This is a genomic window from Pseudomonas sp. P8_241 (genome assembly GCF_034008315.1).
GTDB lineage: Bacteria > Pseudomonadota > Gammaproteobacteria > Pseudomonadales > Pseudomonadaceae > Aquipseudomonas.
Window position 1 is genome coordinate 2,197,890 of sequence record NZ_CP125377.1, and the last position, 19,196, is coordinate 2,217,085.

The following is a 19,196-nucleotide window of genomic DNA, read 5'->3' on the forward strand; positions in this document are numbered from 1 at the left end:
CAAAGGAAATTCCGGTCGGTGCAGAAATCGGCCATTGGTCGTATGGTGACGGCGGCTTAACGGATTTGATGGAGCAACATGCAAGCCATACGATTGATTTCAGGCGTCGTCGCATTACTGTTGCTGGCCGGTTGCGCCAGTCAACGGAGCCAGGAACCCGCGCCGCGCAATCCCGACGAAGTTCGCGCCGAGATAGTACGTTTGCTACCGGCCAAGACCGCCGACCGACAGGGCTGGGCCACGGATATTTATGCGGCATTTGCCGCGCAAGACCTCTACCCGAGCACTCAGAACCTGTGTTCTGTACTGGCCGTGACCGAGCAGGAATCAACCTTTCAGGTGGACCCGACGGTACCCGGCCTGGGCAAGATTGCCCGTGATGAAATCGATCGCCGTGCCGCTACCGCGCACATCCCCGGATTGCTGGTCAGTGGTGCGTTGCGGCTCAAATCGCCCAGCGGCAAAACCTACAGCGATCGCCTCAATGCTGCGCGCAGTGAAAAGGAGTTGAGCGGGATTTTCGATGACTTCATCGGCATGGTGCCCATGGGCAAAACCCTGTTTGGCGGCTTCAATCCGGTGCATACCGGCGGACCGATGCAGGTCAGCATCGATTTCGCCGAGCAGCATGCCAAGGGCTATCCGTATCCGGTAAAGGGCTCGATCCGTCGTGAAGTGTTCACGCGGCGCGGGGGCATGTATTTCGGCATCGCCCATTTGCTGGGTTACCCGGTGAGTTATCAACAGCCGCTGTATCGCTTCGCCGATTTCAACGCCGGTTGGTACGCCAGCCGCAATGCGGCCTTTCAGAACGCGGTAAGCCGGGCTTCGGGAATCCCGCTGGCGCTGGACGGCGACCTGGTGCGCTACGATTCGATCATGCCCGGCACTACGGAGTTGGCCGTGCGCAGCCTCGGCAAGCGCCTGGATATGCGCAACCCGACAATTCGCGATCAACTGGAGAAGGGTAATAGCCTGGCGTTCGAGGACACTACGTTGTACCGGAGGGTTTTCGAACTGGCCGAACAGGCAGAGGGGCGGTCGCTGCCGCGTGCGGTGTTGCCGGGCATCGTGCTGCAAAGTCCGAAAATCACCCGCAAACTCACCACGGCGTGGTTCGCCAAACGGGTCGATGAGCGTTATCAGCGTTGTATGGCGCGGGCCGGGAAGTAATCCCATGGGGCAGGAGCGAGCTTGCTCGAGATGGACGTTAACGATAACGCGTGTTTACTGGTTAAACGCGTCGTGCATGAGTCCATCGCGAGCAGGCTCGCTCCTACAAAAGCGGCGGGGTGAGGCGGGGTTGTCGAGGCTATCGGTAGAACCATTCATTCAGGCAGCGCGGTTTTCGATCAGGCGATCGGAGGCACCTTCGGCGACACGGTTTTCGATCAGCTTGTCGGAGCCGTCAGCAGCGACACGGTTTTCGATCAGCTTGTCGGAGCCGTCAGCGGCGACGCGGTTTTCGATCAGCTTGTCAGAGCCATCAGCCGCCACACGATTCTCGATCAGGCGATCCGAATCACCCTCGGCCACGCGGCTTTCAATCAGACGATCCGAGCCGCCTTCAGCGACAACCGGGTGAGCAGAGGTAGCAGCGAAAGCGTTGACTGCAAAAACCGAGAAAGCGATGCCGAGAAGGATTTGGCGTTTCATGAGTGTGTGCTCCGGGGTGCTTACGGGTGGGTATGGACCCGATGTTACGCCGCGGATTTTTTATGAGAACTTCATTGACGTGATGGTGAACATCGATGGCAATGATGAGCGTTGTGCAATACCTCCTGTGGGTTTGATGGTGCGGTCGTCGGATGGCCACGGCGAGGCAGGTGGCGGCTTCTACACTGGATAGCTGGCGCTTATGCCCATGCGATTGTCATGACGGCGGATTTGATTGGGGCACCGGGTGCTTGTGATCTGCTAGGAGATGTTTATGTACCAACTCTACGGCCATCAGAATTCCGGTGCGGCGGCGATTGAGGCCGCACTGGAGCTTTGTGAGATTCCTTACCGTTTTATTGATGTCGAGGCCTCAACGGAAGCCGCTCAGGCGCTCGAGAAGCTCAATCCGCTTAAACAGATTCCGACATTGCAGCGGCCCGACGGCGGTGTCCTGACCGAGAGCGCGGCGATCCTGATTCACCTCGGGCTTACGTTTCCCTCATCGGGGTTGTTGCCGGACGATCCCGCAGAGCGCGACCAGGCAATCCGGGGCATGACGTATATCGTCGCCAATTGCTATGCCGCCATCGGCATCATCGATTACCCAGAGCGCTGGCTGGCCGAGGCCGATGAGTCGTCGAGGCACAATCTCATGGCCGGCACGCGTCGACGTTTGCACTGGAGTTGGGAGGTGTTTGCCGATCAGTTTTCGGGGGATTTGTATCTGGGCGGTGAAACGCCTGGTGCGCTGGATGTGCTGGCGGCGGTGATATCGCGGTGGGCGGGTAGCCGGGAGCATTTGCGCAATGCCCGGCCCGGGTTCTTTGCCTGGCTGGAGCGGATTGACCGTCACCCGGTGCTGGCGCCGGTGTTTGCGCGGCATTGGCCCGCCTGAGAACTCCGTCGAGCCCTGCAGGAGCTGGCAAGCCAGCTCCTGCAGGGCTCGCATTAGTCGCCGCGAATGTACTGCTCCAACTGGCGGATCAGTTCAGCCTGCTCGGCGATGGCTTCCTTGACGAGGTCGCCGATGGAAAGCAGGCCGATCAACTTGCCATCCTCAACCACAGGCAAGTGACGCAGGCGCTTGTCGGACATGATGCCCAGGCACGTGTCGACGGTTTGGTGGGTGTCCACGGTAATCACCGGCGACACCATGATGTCGCGCACCGGAGTGCCCACCGAAGAGCGTCCATGCAGTACCAGTTTGCGCGCATAATCCCGCTCGCTGATGATGCCGAGCACTTCATCATTGTCCACCACCAGCAAGGCGCCGACGTTCTTTTCGGCCATCTTCATCAGCGCTTCCAGCACCATGTGATCGGGCTTGATCTGGTGCACTTCCTGATTCTTCTGATCTTTGAGCTTGAGCAGTTGGGCGACGGTTTTCATGGTGGTTACTCGGGTGTTGTCGTTGTTCCTGAAGGATCATAGACCCAAGCGCTGAGGGCAAGGGCGAAAGCGGCAGATAACACGCAAAAAACGCCATTTGGCGGTTTTTCTTCTGCAATCCTCGAAAAGATCGCAGCCTTCGGCAGCTCCTACGGGAGATCACATAATCGCGCAGGAGCTGCCGAAGGCTGCGATCTTTTCCCGGCCGGCGGCTAAGTCTGGGTGATCACGGGTAGAATCATCACCTTGAATCAAATCTGAGGTTTGCAGTGGTGGATTTAGCGCAGGGATTCGTCCTGACCCGGCATTGGCGCGACACCCCGGCCGGCACGGAAGTCGAGTTCTGGCTGGCGACCGACAGCGGGCCCCGGCGCATCCGCCTGCCTCATCAACCGTCGGTGGCGTTCATACCCGCCGAGCAGCGAGCGCAAGCCGAAGCGCTGCTGCACGACGAGAAAAACGTCGAGCTCAAACCCTTGGCGTTGCAGGATTTCGAGCACCGTCCGGTCCTGGGGCTGTATTGCCAGCAGCACGGTCAGTTGATGCGCCTGGAAACCGCGCTGCGCAAGGCTGGCGTTGAGGTGTACGAGGCCGACGTGCGGCCGCCGGAGCGTTACATGATGGAGCGCTTCATCACCGCGCCGGTACGGTTTCATGGCTCGCCGGGTGACGATGGCCTGCTGCTCGACGCCCAAATGAAACCCGACCCGACGTACCGGCCCAGCCTCAAACTGGTGTCCCTGGACATCGAAACCACAGCCCAGTGCGAGTTGTATTCCATCGCGCTGCAAGGTTGCGGCGAACGCCAGGTGTACATGCTCGGTTCGCCGAACGGCGACGACAGTGAGGTGGATTTCCAGCTCGAGTATTGCGATTCTCGCGTGGCATTGCTGAAAAAACTCAACGAATGGTTTGCGCGTTTCGACCCCGACGCGATTATCGGCTGGAACGTCGTGCAGTTCGATCTGCGGATCCTTCACGAGCACGCCCGCCGCCTGGCGGTGCCATTGCGGCTGGGGCGTGGCGGCGAGGAGATGCAGTGGCGCGAGCATGGCAGCGGCAACCACTATTTCGCTGCCGCTGCCGGAAGGCTGATCATCGACGGCATCGAGGCCTTGCGTTCGGCGACCTGGAGTTTTCCGTCATTCAGCCTGGAAAATGTCGCGCAGACCCTGCTTGGCGAGGGCAAGTCGATCGACAATCCGTACCAGCGCATGGACGAAATCAACCGCATGTTCGCCGAGGACAAGCCGGCGCTGGCCAGGTACAACCTCAAGGATTGCGAGCTGGTCACACGGATTTTCGCCAAGACCCAGTTACTGACGTTCCTGCTGGAGCGGGCCAGCGTCACCGGGTTACCGGCCGATCGCATGGGTGGTTCGGTGGCGGCGTTCACCCATTTGTACATGCCGCTGATGCATCGCCAGGGCTTCGTCGCGCCGAACCTTGGCAGCAAACCGCCGCAAGCCAGCCCCGGCGGGTTCGTCATGGATTCGCAACCCGGGTTATACGAATCGGTGCTGGTGCTCGACTACAAAAGCCTTTATCCCTCGATCATCCGCACCTTTCTGATCGACCCGGTGGGCTTGATCGAAGGCCTCGCGCACCCGGATGACAGCGAGTCTGTACCGGGTTTTCGCGGGGCGCGGTTTTCCCGCAACCGGCATTGCCTGCCGTCGATCGTCGCGCGGGTCGCCGAAGGCCGGGAGATCGCCAAGCGCGAAAATAACGCGCCGCTGTCCCAGGCGCTGAAAATTATCATGAACGCGTTCTACGGAGTACTCGGCTCCAGCGGTTGCCGCTTCTTCGATACGCGCCTGGCGTCGTCCATCACCCTGCGCGGCCACGAGATCATGTTGCGTACCCGGCAGTTGATCGAAGCCCAGGGCCACGCGGTGATTTACGGCGACACCGACTCGACCTTCGTCTGGCTGCGCCGCGCCCATGGCCAGGAGGAAGCCGCGCAGATCGGCCGTGCCCTGGTGGATCACGTCAATCAGTGGTGGCGCGAACATGTGCAGGAAGAATACGGCCTGCAGAGCGCCCTCGAACTGCAATACGAAACCCACTACAAACGCTTTCTGATGCCCACGATCCGTGGTGCCGAGGAGGGCAGCAAGAAGCGCTACGCCGGACTTGTGACCCGCACCGATGGCAGCGAGGAAATGGTCTACAAAGGCCTGGAAACCGTGCGCACCGACTGGTCGCCGTTGGCCCGGCAATTCCAGCAGGAGCTGTATTTGCGGATTTTTCAGCGCCAGCCGTATCAGGACTATGTGCGCGACTACGTGCACAAAACCCTCGCTGGAGAGTTCGATGACCGGCTGATCTACCGCAAACGCCTGCGTCGAACCCTCGACGACTATCAACGCAACGTGCCACCCCACGTGCGGGCGGCGCGCATCGCCGACGACTACAACGACCGCCAGGGCCGCCCACGGCAATACCAGAATGGCGGCTGGATCAGTTACGTGATCACCGTCGCCGGCCCTGAGCCGCTGGAAATCCGCAGCGCGCCAATCGATTATGACCATTACATCACGCGGCAACTGCAACCGGTGGCGGACGCGATACTGCCCTTTGTCGACGACGATTTCTCAACCCTGATTGGAGGGCAACTGGGCCTTTTTTGAATCCATCAGCTCCAGGGTCCATGCGTCCAGAATGCCGTGGAAATACCGATTCAGGGCTTGATGGAAGAGGCTGTCGTCGGGCGCGACCTGGGCAAACAAGGTCATGGATGAATGAAATTTCAGGTCGTCCGGATGGCCAAATATCTGCGCTACCGAAGCCTGTGTAATGTTCAGCACATCTTGTGTACAGGCGCGCAACCTGGCGCCCAGCAATGGATGATCCAGATAGGCCTGGGCTTCTTCCCTGGAGCGGATGGCAAAATGTCGCGACATCTCGCTGCCTCCCAGCCCGGAAAATTGCGGAAAGATGAACCACATCCAGTGACTGCGCTTGTGACCTGCATTCAATTCGGCCTGGACCCGGTCAAACACGGGGTCCTGCGCCTGAATGAAGCGTTGCAGATTAAAGGCGTCCAGCGGATCGGTACTTCTCATGCCGAAATCCTCTGACACTCCGCGATGGCTCAGACCATGGCCAGCCGCTGCTTGTGTTGTGGCGCGCGAAACGCTTGGTCCAGCGCCTCCAGGTCCCCGGGTTCAAGTTGCACACCCGCCGCTTGGGCGTTGAGTCGCACGTGCTCGGGACTGACCGCCTTGGGGATGGCGATCACGCCATCCTGACGCAGAATCCATGCCAGCGCCAGTTGGGCCGGCGTCACACTGTGACGGGCGGCCACTTGTTTAAGCGTAGCATTGGCCAGCATTTTGCCTCCTTGGCCAATCGGGCAGTACGCCATGACGGCAAGCCGTTGCTGCTGGCTCCAGGGTAACAAATCAAATTCTATGCCGCGTTCTTCCAGGTTGTAGAGCACCTGATTGGTGGCACAGGCGGGGGCGGCCAGTTCATGCAGGTCGTCGAGATCAAAGTTGGACACGCCCCATCGACCGATCTTGCCCGCTTCGCGCAGGCGCTCAAAGGCCTCGACGGTTTCTTCAAGGGGATACTGGCCACGCCAGTGCAGTAAATAGAGATCGATGTAGTCGGTGCCGAGGCGCCGCAGACTACGTTCGCACGCTTGGGCAACCCCTTGACGGCTGGCGTTGTGCGGGTAGACCTTGCTGACCAGGAAGACACTGTCGCGATGCCCGGCGATGGCTTGGCCCACGATTTCTTCGGCCGCGCCTTCAGCGTACATTTCCGCCGTGTCGATCAGGGTCATGCCCATCTCGATGCCCAGGCGCAGCGCAGCGACTTCCTGTGCCTGTCGTGAGCGGTCTTCGCCCATCCGCCAAGTGCCCTGGCCGATGACTGGCACGTTGGCGCCAGCCAATTGGAGAACGCGCATGTCTACCCCCGTGGTGAATCTGTCGATACTTCAGTGCGCAGCAGAATAGACCATGGATTGCTGTTCAGGCGTCTGTCGCAAGCGGCGATTTTTCGATCCGCGACGTGTCCAGTGATCGATTGGTGTCGGCCGGCACTGCACTTTTTGCAAATGACTGGCTCTATCCTTGGCAGCCCGCGGCGATCCCCACCGTCGGCCCATGCCCAAGTTCAAGCAATCATGGCCACAGCGTTACCTTTCATCTGCGCACTTTTCAAAAGGCATTGCTGGCTGCCAGCCGCGCTGTCGATGTTGCTTTTTACCGGTTGCAGCCAGCAGCAGGGCAGCGACATTTTTACTCAGATGCGTGAAGGCAGGCCCCAGGAGTTTTTGCAAACCAGTGTTGACCGCATGGCGACCCTGGCGATGCGCGACAACCTCGACAGCCTTTATCTGTTGATGGGCAAGCTGTACTTGCGTAACCCCGAAGAACTCAAAAAGTCCGGTTTCCTCGATGCCCGCACCGCAGGCAAGCAAGTGCGCATGGCCATCGAACGGCAGGAGCCGTTGCCCACCCTCGGTGGCAAGAAGGACCTGGCGGCGCTGCGTTTTGCCATGAGCCCGGAGTTCCTGGGAGATCGGGTCGGGGCGTTTATCTACGCCATCGGCAGCATGCTGGTGACCGCTCACGGCGATCGCCTGGAGTTCTACATGACGGATGCGATCAATCCGGTGTTCGTCAGCAACGCGGCGCGCAATATCGAGATCGCCACCTGGATTTTGAGCCAGCGGCAAAACAAGGAGGGCCAGCCGTTGCTGTTCTCCAATGAGATTTCGGAGGAAGGCAGCAACCTGAGCTTCGCCGTGGAATTTGGCAAGATCGTCGCCCGACTGGATCTGCTGACCCAGATGCTCGACGAGCGCTACCGGCGTATCGGGTTGAATTATGCGCAGAGCCTTTTGTTCCTGAATTTCCTGCCGGTGCAGTAGACCCTTGCTCGCGATTACTGTGCGTCAATAGACCAAGGGTTGACGGGCACTCAGTCTTCGAGAGCAGGCTCTTCTTACAGAGCGCTGATGAGGTTCGGGTATAAAGATAGATCGTATCGATATAACTGGTTATAAGAAATATCGCTATGCTGCGGGCCGGATTTCCCTGCGATCTTTGTGGACGTATCAATGGATTTAGTGAACATCGGGTTGGTCATTGCAGGGTTGGTGGTTGGTTTTATCGTCGGCATGACTGGCGTAGGTGGTGGATCGTTGATGACCCCGATCCTGCTGTGGTTCGGCATCAACCCGGCCACTGCCGTCGGCACCGATCTGCTCTACGCGGCTATCACCAAATCCAGTGGGGTGCTGGTTCACCGAAAGAACAACAACATCGATTGGGCGATTACCGGTTGGCTGACCCTGGGCAGTGTCCCGGCGGTGGTGCTGACGTTGTGGTTCCTCAGCACGTTGCACGAAAGTCCCGACGCGATGAACGCCATCATCAAGCAGGCCCTGGGCTTTGTGTTGTTCGCTACGGCGCTGGCAATCCTGTTCAAAAAGCGCTTGCTGGATTTCGCTCACAAGCGCGCCGGTGGCAACTACAACCCGAGTGGCCCGCGCCTCAATGTCATGACGGTCATTACCGGCCTGGTCCTCGGCACCATGGTTGCACTGACTTCCATCGGCGCTGGCGCCCTGGGCACCGTGGCACTGTTCATCCTTTATCCGTTGTTGCCGACTCGCCGTCTGGTGGGAACGGAAATTGCCCACGCCGTTCCGCTGACGCTGGTCGCCGGTCTCGGCCACGCAAGCATGGGCAACATGGATTGGCAGGTGCTGGGTTACTTGCTGGTCGGTTCGTTGCCGGGGATTTATCTGGGCAGCCACCTGACCGGGCGTATCTCCGATGAAATGCTGCGCCCTTGCCTGGCAACCATGCTGATGCTGATCGGCTACAAGCTGGCGTTCTGATTCGATCCGCTGCGCCAATCTCATTCGCGGGTGAATACTGTCCGGCAGATGCTTGTCCAGGACATCGATATACACCCGCTGCCTCCCGCCCGAGATTGCTCCGACCTGTTGCGCAATGACCGCGCTGACCTAAGCTTGGGGCAAGGCAAAGCACATTTGCCAAGCGTCACCGGAACGAACGCCGCGATGCGCAATCATTAGAGCGTGGATATCAAAAGGAGAGGCGCATGCTCATCAGGTCACTGACCCTGGCTACCCTGCTGGCAATCGCCGGCCCCCTGTTCGCTGCCGATGGCGACTCACCACTGGACATGGACAAGGGCCGGTCCCGACCGCTGATTGTCATCGCCCCGAGCACCGTTGACCCAATGTGGGTCAGCCTGAAACAGTCGCTGGATGAGCCGGCCAATCGCAAGGGTTTCACTGATCGCAACATGGTGCTGTACACCGTGCTCAACCTGATGGGTCAGCGCGAAGGCAAGGACCTAGGGCCGCAGGACACGGCGGCATTGATCCGCTCGCTGAAATTGGGGGCAGGGGCCAAGACCAAGGTGATACTGGTTGGCAAGGATGGCGAAAAGAAGCTTGAACAGTCGGAGAACATCAAGCTGGCGGATATTTTCACGGCCGTCGATCAATTGCCGGCAGCCGAGAAGGAAGCCCCGCCGCCAACAGTGGCCACTCCGGAGCCTGAAGCGCCCGCGGCCAAAGGCGCCAAGGGCACCAAACCGGGCAAGGCGGGCAAACCCGTCAAGCCACCTGAAATGCCTGATGACTGACCAGGGGCGGGCTTTTCTGTGGGAAATTCCATGTTTTTGGGGGAACCCCCGAGCATAGAATCTGGCTTGTATTCGTTTTGATTTGTCATCAAGGCAAACAGTACCCGAGCCGACCAATCTCATGGCCTTCCCGAGCGAGAATCATCCCGATCGCCATGCGCACGACGGCGTGGTCATCAACCCACAGCACTTTCATGGATCAGCCCTCATGTCCTGTTCAGCGTAGTCCCGAAGCTATCTGAAAGCGTCGCAGGCCTGATGCGTGGCGTTGTGTCGGGATTACTCGGCCAGCGTACTCAATACCTGATGAGCAATCTTGACGCGCTCCGCATTGGGATAATTCTTGTTGGCCAGAATCACAATGCCAATGTCCTTTGACGGCACGAACGCGACGTACGCGCCGAATCCACCGGTCGAGCCGGTCTTGTTCAACAGTACGTTCTCTGGTTGCGCTTGTGGTGGGTTGAGCCACTGAACCTTGTGCGCCTCCATCGCCATCGGCGTCGAGTTGCCCGCCACCAATCGATCCAGGGTGATCGGGTAGCGATAAAATTCCCAGCCCAGGCCCTGGGTCATGTCGCCAACGGTGTAGTAGCCGGTGTGGGTCAGCGCGATAGCCTGTTGCAGCGGTTTATCCAGACGCGAGGGTTTCATGTTGGCTTCGACATAGGCGATCAGGTCTGCCGCGCTGGTCTTGACCCCGTACGCCTCGGAATCCAGTGCGCCGGGCCCGACTCGCACGGGTTTGCCGTTCTTGTCATAGCCTTGCGCGTACAGCGCGATCTGATCTTGCGGCACCGTGAGGTAGGTGTGCTTCAAGCCGAGTTTGGGCAGCAAGGTGTTTTCAATGGCCTCATCGAACGGCTGACCCATGCGTCGTGCGGCGAGGTAGCCGGACAACCCGATGCTCGGATTTGAATACTGCCGTTTGCTGCCGGGCGCGCTAACCGGCTTCCACTGTTTGAAGTAGGCGAGCATTTTATCCGGCGAATCTGACTGGGCAGGGAATTGCAGAGGCAGGCCGTCGCCACTGTAGGTGGTCAGTTGGAGCAGACTGACGTGATCGAACGCGCTACCACGCAACGCTGGCAACACGTCACTGGCCTTTTCGGTCAGAGATAGTTTGCCGGTGGTCTGTGCGTAGGCAACGAGGGTCGCGGTGAAGGTTTTGCTGACGGAGCCGATTTCGAACAGGGTGTTCTGATCAACCGGTTTACCGTCTTCTTTGCTGGCTACACCGTAGTTAAAGTAATGCTGCCTGCCATTCTGCGTGACCGCGACAGCAATGCCATTGATCTTTTGTTGCTGCATGACAGGCTTGATGGCGGCGGTCACCACGTTTTCAAGTTGTGCGTCCGTGGGCGTAGCGGCAACGCAGTGACCGGCGCCGAGGAAAAGTCCGAAAGTACTGTAGGACAATGCCTTCTGAATGTTTAGCGTGAACATTTTCAAGTCACATTCCCTGAGTTTTGATTATTGTAGCTGACGTGCCTTGGGCGCCCTCTCGTCTGGGGGCGCTGAAAGGCGAGCCAAATCTAAGCAGTTCAGTCACGCTCGACAAACGACGATAATTCGCACGAGTCATTAGAAAAACTAGGGGGTGAGCATGATCCGGCCTCAGTTGCCATTGAATGCACTTCGCGCCTTTGAAGCCTCGGCACGGCATTTGAGCTTCACCCGGGCGGCGATAGAGTTGTGTGTCACTCAGGCTGCCGTCAGTCATCAGGTCAAAGGGCTTGAGGGGCAGCTGGGCGTCACGCTGTTCAAACGCTTGCCCCGTGGCCTGATGTTGACCAGCGAAGGCGAGACCCTGTTGCCGGTGTTGCGCGATTGCTTCGACCGAATTGCCGAGACCCTTGAGCGGTTTGAAGACGGGCACTACCGCGAAGTGTTGACGGTCGGGGCGGTCGGAACGTTTGCGGTGGGCTGGCTGCTCCCTCGGTTGGCGGATTTCCAGGCACGATACCCGCTGATTGACTTGCGTCTGTCGACCAACAACAACCGCGTGGACGTGGCCGCCGAAGGGCTCGATTACGCCATTCGCTTCGGTGCGGGGGCCTGGCACGGGATCGAAGCGTTGCGCTTGATCGAGGCGCCATTGTCGGTGCTCTGCGTGCCGGACATTGCCCGTCGATTGGAAACACCGGCCGATTTGTTGCAACAGACGTTGTTGCGCTCATATCGCATGGATGAGTGGTCACAATGGTTCCACGCAGCCGGTTTGACCGATCAGGCGGCACCGCCGCGCAGCATTGTATTCGACTCTTCGCTGGCAATGATGGAGGCGGCTATTCAAGGTCTCGGTGTGGCATTGGCCCCCCCGATGATGTTTGCCCGGCAACTGACGGAACAGAGGATCCGTCAGCCGTTCGCAATTGGCATCGTCACCGGCAGCTACTGGCTGACTCGCTTGCAATCCCGCCCGGAAACCGCCGCGATGACGGCGTTCCGTAGCTGGCTTGTCGACGCCGCGCAAAGCCAGGCCTTGCGCGACTGTTGATGTCAGCGTACCAGCACGGCCGCTTGTGATCGAACGTCCAGCCCGGGATTAAAAACTGCATCGCCACGCTGGCGTCCCGCGCCCCCATGTCTTTGTCATGATCGCGCGAACATGCCAATTGCCGGAGCTCACCTTTACGATCAGACACTGGCCACCCGAGCCACTGGCTTGCGCTCCAGATTCAAGGCCAGCACACTTGCCAACACCACCAACGCCCCGCTCACAATCATCAGTGTCGGCCGCTCGCCAAGGGCAACCGATGCAATGACCATTGCCGTCGGCGGCGTCAGATATAGCGTCATGGTCGCCCGGCTCAGGTCGACATGCGCCAGGACATAGGCCCAGGCCAGGTACGCCAGCGCACTCGGGAAGATTCCCAGGGCAACCACCGCGAACTGCACTCGCAGCGGCGCAATCGCCACCTGCTCCGCCAACCCCGGCAAAAAAAGCAACAGCAATACTGTCCCGGACCAGACCGTGTAGCAGACCAGCGTCAATCCGTCATAACGCCCGGTGTGATGCTTTTGCAGGGCAAAATAGAGACTCCAGGAAACCGCCGCCAACAAAATCAGCAAGCCGTGGGCGTCGATGCTGGCCAGCCCGTGATCCCCCGTCACCACAATCACCGCGCCGATCAGGCCGAGCAAGACACAACCCCAGCGCCACAGAGTCACCCGGTCCTTGAACACGAAGCGCGCCAGTAGCGTACTGAACAGCGGTGTCGTTTGCGCCAGGACACTCGATGCGCCGGCGCTGACCCCTTGTTGCCCGAAGTTGATCGCCACGTGATGCAGGCTCACGGCAAAGAAACCCAACCCGAACAGCAGGGGCAGATCGCGAAGGGCCGGCAGGCGGATGCCTCTGAACACCGCTACCAGCGCCATGAACCCGGACGCGATCAAAAAGCGCAGCAGCGCCAGATGCCCTGGATCATAAGCTTGCAAACCGATATGGATGCCGGTGGGGGAATACCCCCAGCAGGTCACGACAAATGCCATGGTCAGGATGATTTTCAATGGGGAGGGGCTGAGCGGCTTCATGGTCGTGCACCAGTGGGTGAATGCAGCCAGTATCAGAATGCATGTTGCTCACCACAACTGACTTATACTGCGTAAAACGTTCACTTTTGGTGATGTATGGAGTTGGCGCAGATTCGCATGTTCAAGACCGTGGCCGAGCAGGGCAGCATCGCGCGTGCCGCCCAATTGCTGCATTGCGTGCCGTCGAATATCACGGCACGGATCAAGTCGCTGGAAGCGGAATTGGGTGTTGCGCTGTTCCTGCGCGAGGGGCGCGGACTGCGCATCAGTCCGTCGGGTCAGACGTTCCTGGCCTACGCCTCGAAAATTCTCGCGCTGACCGCTGAAGCCAAGCGTGCAGTGGACCCTTCGGCCGAACCTTCAGGACCGCTGCGCATTGGTGCCATCGAGTCTTCGGCCACCGGTCGTTTGCCTCGGTTGCTGGCCAAGTTTCACAAGCGATACCCCGCTGTGGCGCTGGAACTGACCACCGGCAGTTGGGGCCAGTTGCTCGACGACACGTTGAGCCATCGACTCGACGGTGCGATTGTCGCGGTGGATGTCGAGCGTCCCCACCTCAAGCGCACGCCGATGTACCGCGAAGATCTTCTGCTGATTGCCTCTACGTCGTTGGGGCCGGTGCGCGACATGACTGATTTGCACGACAAAACCGTATTCATGTGGCCCCAGGGTTGTCCATATCGGGCGGCCCTTGAGCATTGGTTGTTGCGGCAGGGGCTAGCGTTGCCGATTGTCAGTCTGGCCAGTTATGGCGCGATTGTAGGGTGTGTCAGTGCTGGCGCCGGTGTGGCGCTGGTGCCCAAAGGTGTGTTCGATCAATTCGCCAAAGGCGCCGGTTGTGTAGGCTATGAGTTCCCCGAACTGACGGCGGTCGAGAACTTGTTCTACTGGCATGAAAACGCCGGGGTGCACCCGGCGCGAGAGGCGTTTGTGGCGATGCTGCGCGAAGAGTTTGTCTGACGCAGTTCCTGCGCAAGCGCGCAGGCGATGTGCCTGTATGACAGGCGCCAAAACCCGAATTACAGCCACAAAAAAGGGGACTGGCGTCCCCTCGCAATGTTGCGTTGTACAGTCCTAATCCATCAGTAAATGTCCTTCGACAACAACGTAAACGGTGTCTTCACCAGGATCTTTACATCCAGCCACAACGACCAGTTGTTGATGTACTTGAGGTCGATCTCGACACGCTTCTGCATCTTGTCGATGGTATCGGTCTCACCCCGGCAACCGTTGATTTGCGCAAGACCGGTAATGCCCGGCTTGATTCGGTGGCGCGCCATGTAGGCGAGGATTTTCCCGGAGTAATAGTTGTTGTGCGCGATGGCATGTGGGCGCGGACCGACCAGCGCCATGTGTCCTTGAAGCACATTGAACAGCTGCGGCAACTCATCCAGCGAAGTGCGGCGGATGAAGCGCCCGACGGCGGTGATGCGCGAGTCGTTACGGCTGGCCTGCTTGACTTCATGATCATCGTGCACACGCATCGAACGGAACTTCCAGACCTGAATCACCTTGCCATTCCAGCCGTGGCGGTCCTGCTTGAAGAATACCGGGCCCGGTGAATTGATCTTCACTGCCAGTGCAATGACCAGCAGCACCGGGCTCAGAAAGATGATAGCCAACAGCGCAACGCTTTTTTCCACCAGGCTCTTGCTCAGCGCAGCGGTAGGCCGGCTGGTCAGCGGGCTTTCGTTGAGGTAAATCGCTGGCAGGCCGTCCACGACTTTCACCGAGTGATTGAGCAGCGTCAGGCTGTTCAAGTCCGGCACCCAGACCACGTCTACGTTGGCATCCAGCAGATCGACGTACATGGCTTCGATCTTTGCCGCTTCCGAGAGCGGCAAGGTGATGTACAAACGACGAATGTGGTGGGCTTTGATCAGATCCAGCAGATCTTCCTGGGCGCCGACGATGGGCGGTGCTCCTGGCTCCAGAGTGGGGAGGGCGCCGTTGCTGACCAGGCCTACCAGTGGAAGGTTTTCTAGGGTGCTCAGCTTGTTTGCCAACCCCAGCGCCAATTCGCCAGTACCGACGATCAGGGTTTTATGCTCGCTTTTACGCGAGCGTTGGTAGAACTTCGAGAACGCATGCAGGGGCGCATACAGCAGCGCCTGTCCGAGGAAGCCATACACCGCCCAGCTCAGGATCACCTGCCTGGAAAACAACTCATCGGCCTTGCAGATAAACGCAATGCAGGCCAGCGCTGCCATGGTCATGGACCAGCCCATGAGCAAACGTCCCAGGCCCGTCAGGTAGTTGTCCCTTTTTCGATACACGCCGCTGAATGTGTAAGCCGGAACCGAGGCCAAAACAGCCAGCGTGGCGCACATTCGGTAATAGAACTCGACTGTGCCCGTTTGTTGCTCGGCGAGGGTAAACAACAATGAAACAACAAAGCCCTGCGCCAGCGCCCATTGCCCCCAAAAGGTAAGTCCCTTGAGGCCGGTGTTTCGATTGATGCGAAGAGTAAGATCCATAGATATCCCCAAAAGACGTCCATCCAGGTTTCAACAGTTGAAAACCGAGTTGTTAAGTAGACTTATTATTGTTGTTAGAGCGAGTGTCCTGAGGTAACAACGTCGATAGGCCGAACTGTCGTCAGTCAATAGACTAAGTTATTGGTGGGGATGCTGTCTGACGAGTTCTAACAAGGTGGCACAATGCCAACTATTAAAGTTGTTGAAAAGGTTGGGTGTTAGAAAACGTCGTAGAGGATGGGGTGAATAATAAATATTGTATTGATATTGTAGGGGCGGGGGATAGAGTCAACTGGCGAAGGAGGCCAAACAGAGTGCTTTTTTATTGTTGTAGTCGCACTTTTCTGTTTGTTTTATTTATCAGTAGTACGGGCTCAGGCTACGACTTCCTGGATCAGGCAATAGCCACGGTTGCGTACGGCACGAAACAGTCGCTCACCGTTACTGGCACTTTTGAACTTGTCCTGCAGGCGACTCAGGCACATTTCAAGTCCGCGATAATGTTCCGGTTCTCTACCGATGCTGAGTATCAGTTCGTCTCGACTGACGACACGCTCTTCGTGGTGCAGCATTTTCTTGATCAGCGCGGCTTCCAAACCAGTCAAGCTGACCTCGACACCCTCTTTGACCAATACGCTTTGATCGTTGTCGAGTTGCCAGGCTTTGCCGCATAGCGCGTCATCCTCGATTGTTCGGGAGGTATGACTGATGTCACCTGTTATTGCCGGCAGGCGATGGAAGGGATTCGGAGGTTGTGCAGCCAGCCATTCGGACTCAAGTGTCGCCAGTATTCTTTGTGTGTCGTGTTCGATACTGCGCGCGACATTTTTCCTTGAAACGCTTGGGTAGGTGAATTCCATCAGCACCGGAGCGTTAGAGGGCGGAGCAATACCTTCAATAAACATTTGTGCCTGGGCGGTGCCAAACGAGTTGAAGCGCTCACTGGACAGGATGGTTTCGAGTTCACGCTGCGACGTAGTGCTATGGGTCACGACCACAAAATATTTTCTTGGAAGGGTTGTACTGGTTTCCATGTCTCTCTCCTAACGTACACACCAAATTTGGCTAAAAGATGATCGGCAGGGGAGTAACGACTCCCACGGAAGTAATCGAAAGGCAGGGTCTGGGCCCAAAATTGGCCCTCGATAGGTTCCACTCGATCTGCTGCAATAGAATAAACTTTTATTGTTATGGTTCGGTGTTGCTACGGTCACGGAGGCGATAAATTCCCATCAAGTTTGAAGTGCCGGATAAACGATGATGCCGATATCTTTGTATCGTTGATTTTATCTGGCTAATTGATATCAAAGTGCCTTGCCAGGTTGGCGTCAGGTGGTCGAAATCAGTCCTCTCATCAAGCGGTACCCATGCCCGCGAATGCTCTGGATCGCGTTCGTGCCGTACATGTCCTTGATTTTTCCGCGAAGACGACTGATCGATTTTTCCAGCGCTCTGGGGTCATAAAAGTGACTGTTCAGACCCATGATGTTGGCGATTTCGTCATGGCTAAGTATATGGTTGCTGGTTTGCGCGAATGCTTCCAGGATCTTCATTTCTGCAAAAGAAATGTCCAGCCTCTTGCTGGTGCCCAGTAAGCAAATTCGTGTGGGGTCCAATGTCAGGTTGAGGTCGCTTTGCCATTCTTCACTATTGAAGAATTCGGCAAGCAACTCGGAGCCTTCGTCGGAAAGAGTATTGAGTTTGATACAAAAGTCGGCCCCAGCAAGATAGTACTTTATCTTGTTGAAGGCGCCCCGCCCCGTGATGACCGCGCAAATGATGGGTTTCAAGTTGCCGGTGCGCAGGTTCTCCACCAGCGCCAGGCTTTCTTCGAGGGCCTGGGGGCTGTCGATGATGATGAAGATGGCTCGATACGAACCGAGGTGTTCATTGTTCTTGGGTGAACTAATGTACGAATGGGCTTCTAGTGCGATATCGGTCCGCACATGCCTTGCGACTAGCGCTCTAAAGTGTTCAGCCACGCCACGGGTACGACCCAGAGTGAGAACACCGGGTTCATCGTTTGTCTGGCGCTGGCTTCTAGTCGCTAAGTTCCCTGTAAGCATCATGCATTGACTCGAATAGGTGCTGACATCGGGATGTTAAAGCACCGGTTCTCATCTGTGACTGACAATTGGTAACATTTACGCGGATTTTAGACGTGGCTCCCGAGTTTTCTAACAATAATTAAGCTTTTCAAGCTTTTAGTTGCTTTTCTCGGCTGGCTGAACTAGTGAAATAGCCATCGTTAGATGGTGGCATTATGGAATTGTGCCACTATTTTGCATTGATGGCGATTTGTTTTTATGTCGTTTTGCCACTGTTGATCTCTCTGGGTGTCCAGGATGAAAAGTCCAGTGTGAATTCTGAATGTGTGAGAGCGGTCACATTTTATCAGGCGCAGAGACTTTTTCCACTCAGCACTAAATTTTTCAAAAGTTATTCGTAGGCGGACGATTAATAACATGGCTTGAGTGTTTGTTTGGGCAGGGCATATTCTGCCGCGCCAAGTCAGGTAATGGCCGCGGGTGTAGCGATTGATTTATTTGAGCATCTCAACATCTGAGTGCAGTTGAGGGGCCGTTTTTTTATAAGCGACCTGATGGAGGAGTAATGGATTTCTGGACCCTTTTCAAAGTGTTGATTTTAGGTGCTGTAGAAGGCTTGACTGAGTTTTTGCCCATATCAAGTACAGGTCACCAGATAATTGTTGCAGACGTGTTGGCATTTGGCGGTGAACGCGCCATGGCGTTCAATATCATTATTCAGTTGGGCGCCATTCTGGCTGTGGTTTGGGAGTTTCGTGAAAAAATCTGCACAATCATCAAAGGTTTGCCGAACCAACGCAATGCACAACGTTTTACCCTCAACTTGCTGATCGGTTTTCTTCCGGCTGTTGTGCTGGGCGTGTTGTTCGCTGACGGGATTCATGAGTATCTGTTCAATCCGATCACTGTGGCTGTTGCATTGGTCGCCGGTGGCATCGTCATGTTGTGGGCTGAGCGGCGCGAGCATGTTGTACGCATCGATCATGTTGATGACATGCGCTGGTCAGATGCCTTAAAGGTAGGTTTCGCGCAATGCCTGGCGATGATTCCGGGTACTTCCCGCTCCGGATCGACGATTATCGGTGGCTTGCTGTTTGGCCTGTCGCGCAAGGCTGCCACGGAGTACTCGTTCTTTTTGGCGATGCCAACGATGGTCGGTGCAGCGGTGTATTCGGGCTACAAGTACCGGGACCTGTTCGAGGGGAGTGATCTGCCGGTATTTGCCCTCGGTTTTGTTACAGCCTTCTTTTTCGCGATGATCGCTGTTCGAGGCCTGCTGAAGTTCATTGCGAACCATAGCTATGCAGCATTCGCCTGGTACCGGATCGCTTTTGGATTGTTGATCCTGGCAACCTGGGCGTTCGGTTGGGTGAGCTGGACGTCGGCCGCCGCAGCAGGCTGACGACAGAACCAGGCGGATCATACCGCCTGGCTGGAGGGC

17 protein-coding genes and 1 pseudogene are annotated in these 19,196 nt (G+C 57.4%); 9 read left to right on the top strand and 9 right to left on the bottom strand.

The window, feature by feature from the left end; translation table 11 throughout:
• The first annotated feature begins 78 nt into the window (after positions 1-78).
• Positions 79-1,173, top strand: coding sequence for a DUF1615 domain-containing protein (locus tag QMK58_RS10070; protein WP_053157698.1), 1,095 nt, complete (start codon positions 79-81; stop codon positions 1,171-1,173).
• Between the two features lie 162 nt (positions 1,174-1,335).
• On the opposite strand, the pseudogene QMK58_RS10075 reads toward QMK58_RS10070, so the two are convergent.
• A pseudogene (locus QMK58_RS10075) lies at positions 1,336-1,656 on the bottom strand (hypothetical protein); the annotation flags it as partial.
• A gap of 274 nt (positions 1,657-1,930) precedes the next feature.
• On the opposite strand from QMK58_RS10075, the gene QMK58_RS10080 reads away from it, so the two are divergent.
• The gene (locus tag QMK58_RS10080) at positions 1,931-2,554 is read left to right on the top strand and encodes a glutathione S-transferase (protein WP_053157706.1); all 624 of its coding nucleotides are present in this window, start codon (positions 1,931-1,933) and stop codon (positions 2,552-2,554) included.
• Between the two features lie 53 nt (positions 2,555-2,607).
• On the opposite strand, the gene QMK58_RS10085 is transcribed toward QMK58_RS10080, so the two are convergent.
• A complete protein-coding gene (locus QMK58_RS10085) occupies positions 2,608-3,048 on the bottom strand; it encodes a CBS domain-containing protein (protein ID WP_053157709.1) in 441 nt (146 codons plus the stop codon).
• 272 nt (positions 3,049-3,320) lie between these two features.
• Between QMK58_RS10085 and QMK58_RS10090 the strand changes: the two genes are divergently transcribed.
• Positions 3,321-5,681, top strand: coding sequence for a DNA polymerase II (locus QMK58_RS10090; protein ID WP_320396210.1), 2,361 nt, complete (start codon positions 3,321-3,323; stop codon positions 5,679-5,681).
• Here QMK58_RS10090 and QMK58_RS10095 read toward each other — a convergent pair.
• Complete coding sequence (locus tag QMK58_RS10095; protein ID WP_053157715.1) at positions 5,646-6,116, bottom strand: DUF1810 domain-containing protein; 471 nt, start codon at positions 6,114-6,116, stop codon at positions 5,646-5,648. The genes QMK58_RS10090 and QMK58_RS10095 overlap by 36 nt on opposite strands.
• A gap of 29 nt (positions 6,117-6,145) precedes the next feature.
• Positions 6,146-6,967, bottom strand: a complete 822-nt coding sequence (locus QMK58_RS10100) for an aldo/keto reductase (protein ID WP_053157718.1) — start codon at positions 6,965-6,967, stop codon at positions 6,146-6,148.
• 288 nt (positions 6,968-7,255) lie between these two features.
• Between QMK58_RS10100 and QMK58_RS10105 the strand changes: the two genes are divergently transcribed.
• From QMK58_RS10105 to QMK58_RS10115, 3 genes are all read left to right on the top strand, one after another.
• Positions 7,256-7,936, top strand: a complete 681-nt coding sequence (locus tag QMK58_RS10105) for a hypothetical protein (protein WP_256220610.1) — start codon at positions 7,256-7,258, stop codon at positions 7,934-7,936.
• 189 nt (positions 7,937-8,125) lie between these two features.
• Positions 8,126-8,911: a sulfite exporter TauE/SafE family protein gene (locus QMK58_RS10110; RefSeq protein WP_053157724.1), complete on the top strand. Its 786-nt coding sequence runs from the start codon at positions 8,126-8,128 to the stop codon at positions 8,909-8,911.
• A gap of 227 nt (positions 8,912-9,138) precedes the next feature.
• Positions 9,139-9,690, top strand: coding sequence for a DUF4174 domain-containing protein (locus tag QMK58_RS10115; protein ID WP_053157727.1), 552 nt, complete (start codon positions 9,139-9,141; stop codon positions 9,688-9,690).
• Positions 9,691-9,969: 279 nt separating this feature from the next.
• On the opposite strand, the gene ampC is transcribed toward QMK58_RS10115, so the two are convergent.
• Positions 9,970-11,136 (bottom strand): class C beta-lactamase, encoded by a 1,167-nt coding sequence (gene ampC / locus QMK58_RS10120; RefSeq protein WP_053157730.1) that lies wholly within the window; start codon positions 11,134-11,136, stop codon positions 9,970-9,972.
• Positions 11,137-11,296: 160 nt separating this feature from the next.
• Here ampC and QMK58_RS10125 point away from each other — a divergent pair, with 160 nt between their 5' ends.
• The gene (locus QMK58_RS10125) at positions 11,297-12,190 is read left to right on the top strand and encodes a LysR family transcriptional regulator (protein ID WP_053157733.1); all 894 of its coding nucleotides are present in this window, start codon (positions 11,297-11,299) and stop codon (positions 12,188-12,190) included.
• A 140-nt stretch (positions 12,191-12,330) separates the two neighbouring features.
• On the opposite strand, the gene QMK58_RS10130 is transcribed toward QMK58_RS10125, so the two are convergent.
• Positions 12,331-13,230, bottom strand: coding sequence for a DMT family transporter (locus tag QMK58_RS10130; RefSeq protein ID WP_320396211.1), 900 nt, complete (start codon positions 13,228-13,230; stop codon positions 12,331-12,333).
• A 96-nt stretch (positions 13,231-13,326) separates the two neighbouring features.
• Here QMK58_RS10130 and QMK58_RS10135 point away from each other — a divergent pair, with 96 nt between their 5' ends.
• A complete protein-coding gene (locus tag QMK58_RS10135) occupies positions 13,327-14,190 on the top strand; it encodes a LysR family transcriptional regulator (RefSeq protein WP_053157739.1) in 864 nt (287 codons plus the stop codon).
• Positions 14,191-14,312: 122 nt separating this feature from the next.
• Here the strand turns inward: QMK58_RS10135 and QMK58_RS10140 are convergent, their stop codons facing one another.
• From QMK58_RS10140 to QMK58_RS10150, 3 genes are all read right to left on the bottom strand, one after another.
• Positions 14,313-15,707: an undecaprenyl-phosphate glucose phosphotransferase gene (locus tag QMK58_RS10140; RefSeq protein WP_053157742.1), complete on the bottom strand. Its 1,395-nt coding sequence runs from the start codon at positions 15,705-15,707 to the stop codon at positions 14,313-14,315.
• Between the two features lie 374 nt (positions 15,708-16,081).
• Entirely contained in the window at positions 16,082-16,741 is a 660-nt protein-coding gene (locus QMK58_RS10145) for a winged helix-turn-helix domain-containing protein (RefSeq protein WP_053157745.1), read from the bottom strand.
• A 294-nt stretch (positions 16,742-17,035) separates the two neighbouring features.
• Positions 17,036-17,776, bottom strand: coding sequence for a winged helix-turn-helix domain-containing protein (locus QMK58_RS10150; protein WP_053157748.1), 741 nt, complete (start codon positions 17,774-17,776; stop codon positions 17,036-17,038).
• Positions 17,777-18,320: 544 nt separating this feature from the next.
• Between QMK58_RS10150 and QMK58_RS10155 the strand changes: the two genes are divergently transcribed.
• Positions 18,321-19,157 (top strand): undecaprenyl-diphosphate phosphatase, encoded by an 837-nt coding sequence (locus tag QMK58_RS10155; RefSeq protein ID WP_053157751.1) that lies wholly within the window; start codon positions 18,321-18,323, stop codon positions 19,155-19,157.
• Positions 19,158-19,196: the final 39 nt, after the last annotated feature.

Coding starts and splice junctions, on each gene's coding strand:
- QMK58_RS10070 (WP_053157698.1), top strand. CDS start 79: ATGCAAGCCATACGATTGATTTCAGGCGTCGTCGCATTACTGTTGCTG.
- QMK58_RS10080 (WP_053157706.1), top strand. CDS start 1,931: ATGTACCAACTCTACGGCCATCAGAATTCCGGTGCGGCGGCGATTGAG.
- QMK58_RS10085 (WP_053157709.1), bottom strand. CDS start 3,048: ATGAAAACCGTCGCCCAACTGCTCAAGCTCAAAGATCAGAAGAATCAG.
- QMK58_RS10095 (WP_053157715.1), bottom strand. CDS start 6,116: ATGAGAAGTACCGATCCGCTGGACGCCTTTAATCTGCAACGCTTCATT.
- QMK58_RS10100 (WP_053157718.1), bottom strand. CDS start 6,967: ATGCGCGTTCTCCAATTGGCTGGCGCCAACGTGCCAGTCATCGGCCAG.
- QMK58_RS10105 (WP_256220610.1), top strand. CDS start 7,256: ATGTTGCTTTTTACCGGTTGCAGCCAGCAGCAGGGCAGCGACATTTTT.
- QMK58_RS10110 (WP_053157724.1), top strand. CDS start 8,126: ATGGATTTAGTGAACATCGGGTTGGTCATTGCAGGGTTGGTGGTTGGT.
- QMK58_RS10115 (WP_053157727.1), top strand. CDS start 9,139: ATGCTCATCAGGTCACTGACCCTGGCTACCCTGCTGGCAATCGCCGGC.
- ampC (WP_053157730.1), bottom strand. CDS start 11,136: ATGTTCACGCTAAACATTCAGAAGGCATTGTCCTACAGTACTTTCGGA.
- QMK58_RS10125 (WP_053157733.1), top strand. CDS start 11,297: ATGATCCGGCCTCAGTTGCCATTGAATGCACTTCGCGCCTTTGAAGCC.
- QMK58_RS10130 (WP_320396211.1), bottom strand. CDS start 13,230: ATGAAGCCGCTCAGCCCCTCCCCATTGAAAATCATCCTGACCATGGCA.
- QMK58_RS10135 (WP_053157739.1), top strand. CDS start 13,327: ATGGAGTTGGCGCAGATTCGCATGTTCAAGACCGTGGCCGAGCAGGGC.
- QMK58_RS10140 (WP_053157742.1), bottom strand. CDS start 15,707: ATGGATCTTACTCTTCGCATCAATCGAAACACCGGCCTCAAGGGACTT.
- QMK58_RS10145 (WP_053157745.1), bottom strand. CDS start 16,741: ATGGAAACCAGTACAACCCTTCCAAGAAAATATTTTGTGGTCGTGACC.
- QMK58_RS10150 (WP_053157748.1), bottom strand. CDS start 17,776: ATGATGCTTACAGGGAACTTAGCGACTAGAAGCCAGCGCCAGACAAAC.
- QMK58_RS10155 (WP_053157751.1), top strand. CDS start 18,321: ATGGATTTCTGGACCCTTTTCAAAGTGTTGATTTTAGGTGCTGTAGAA.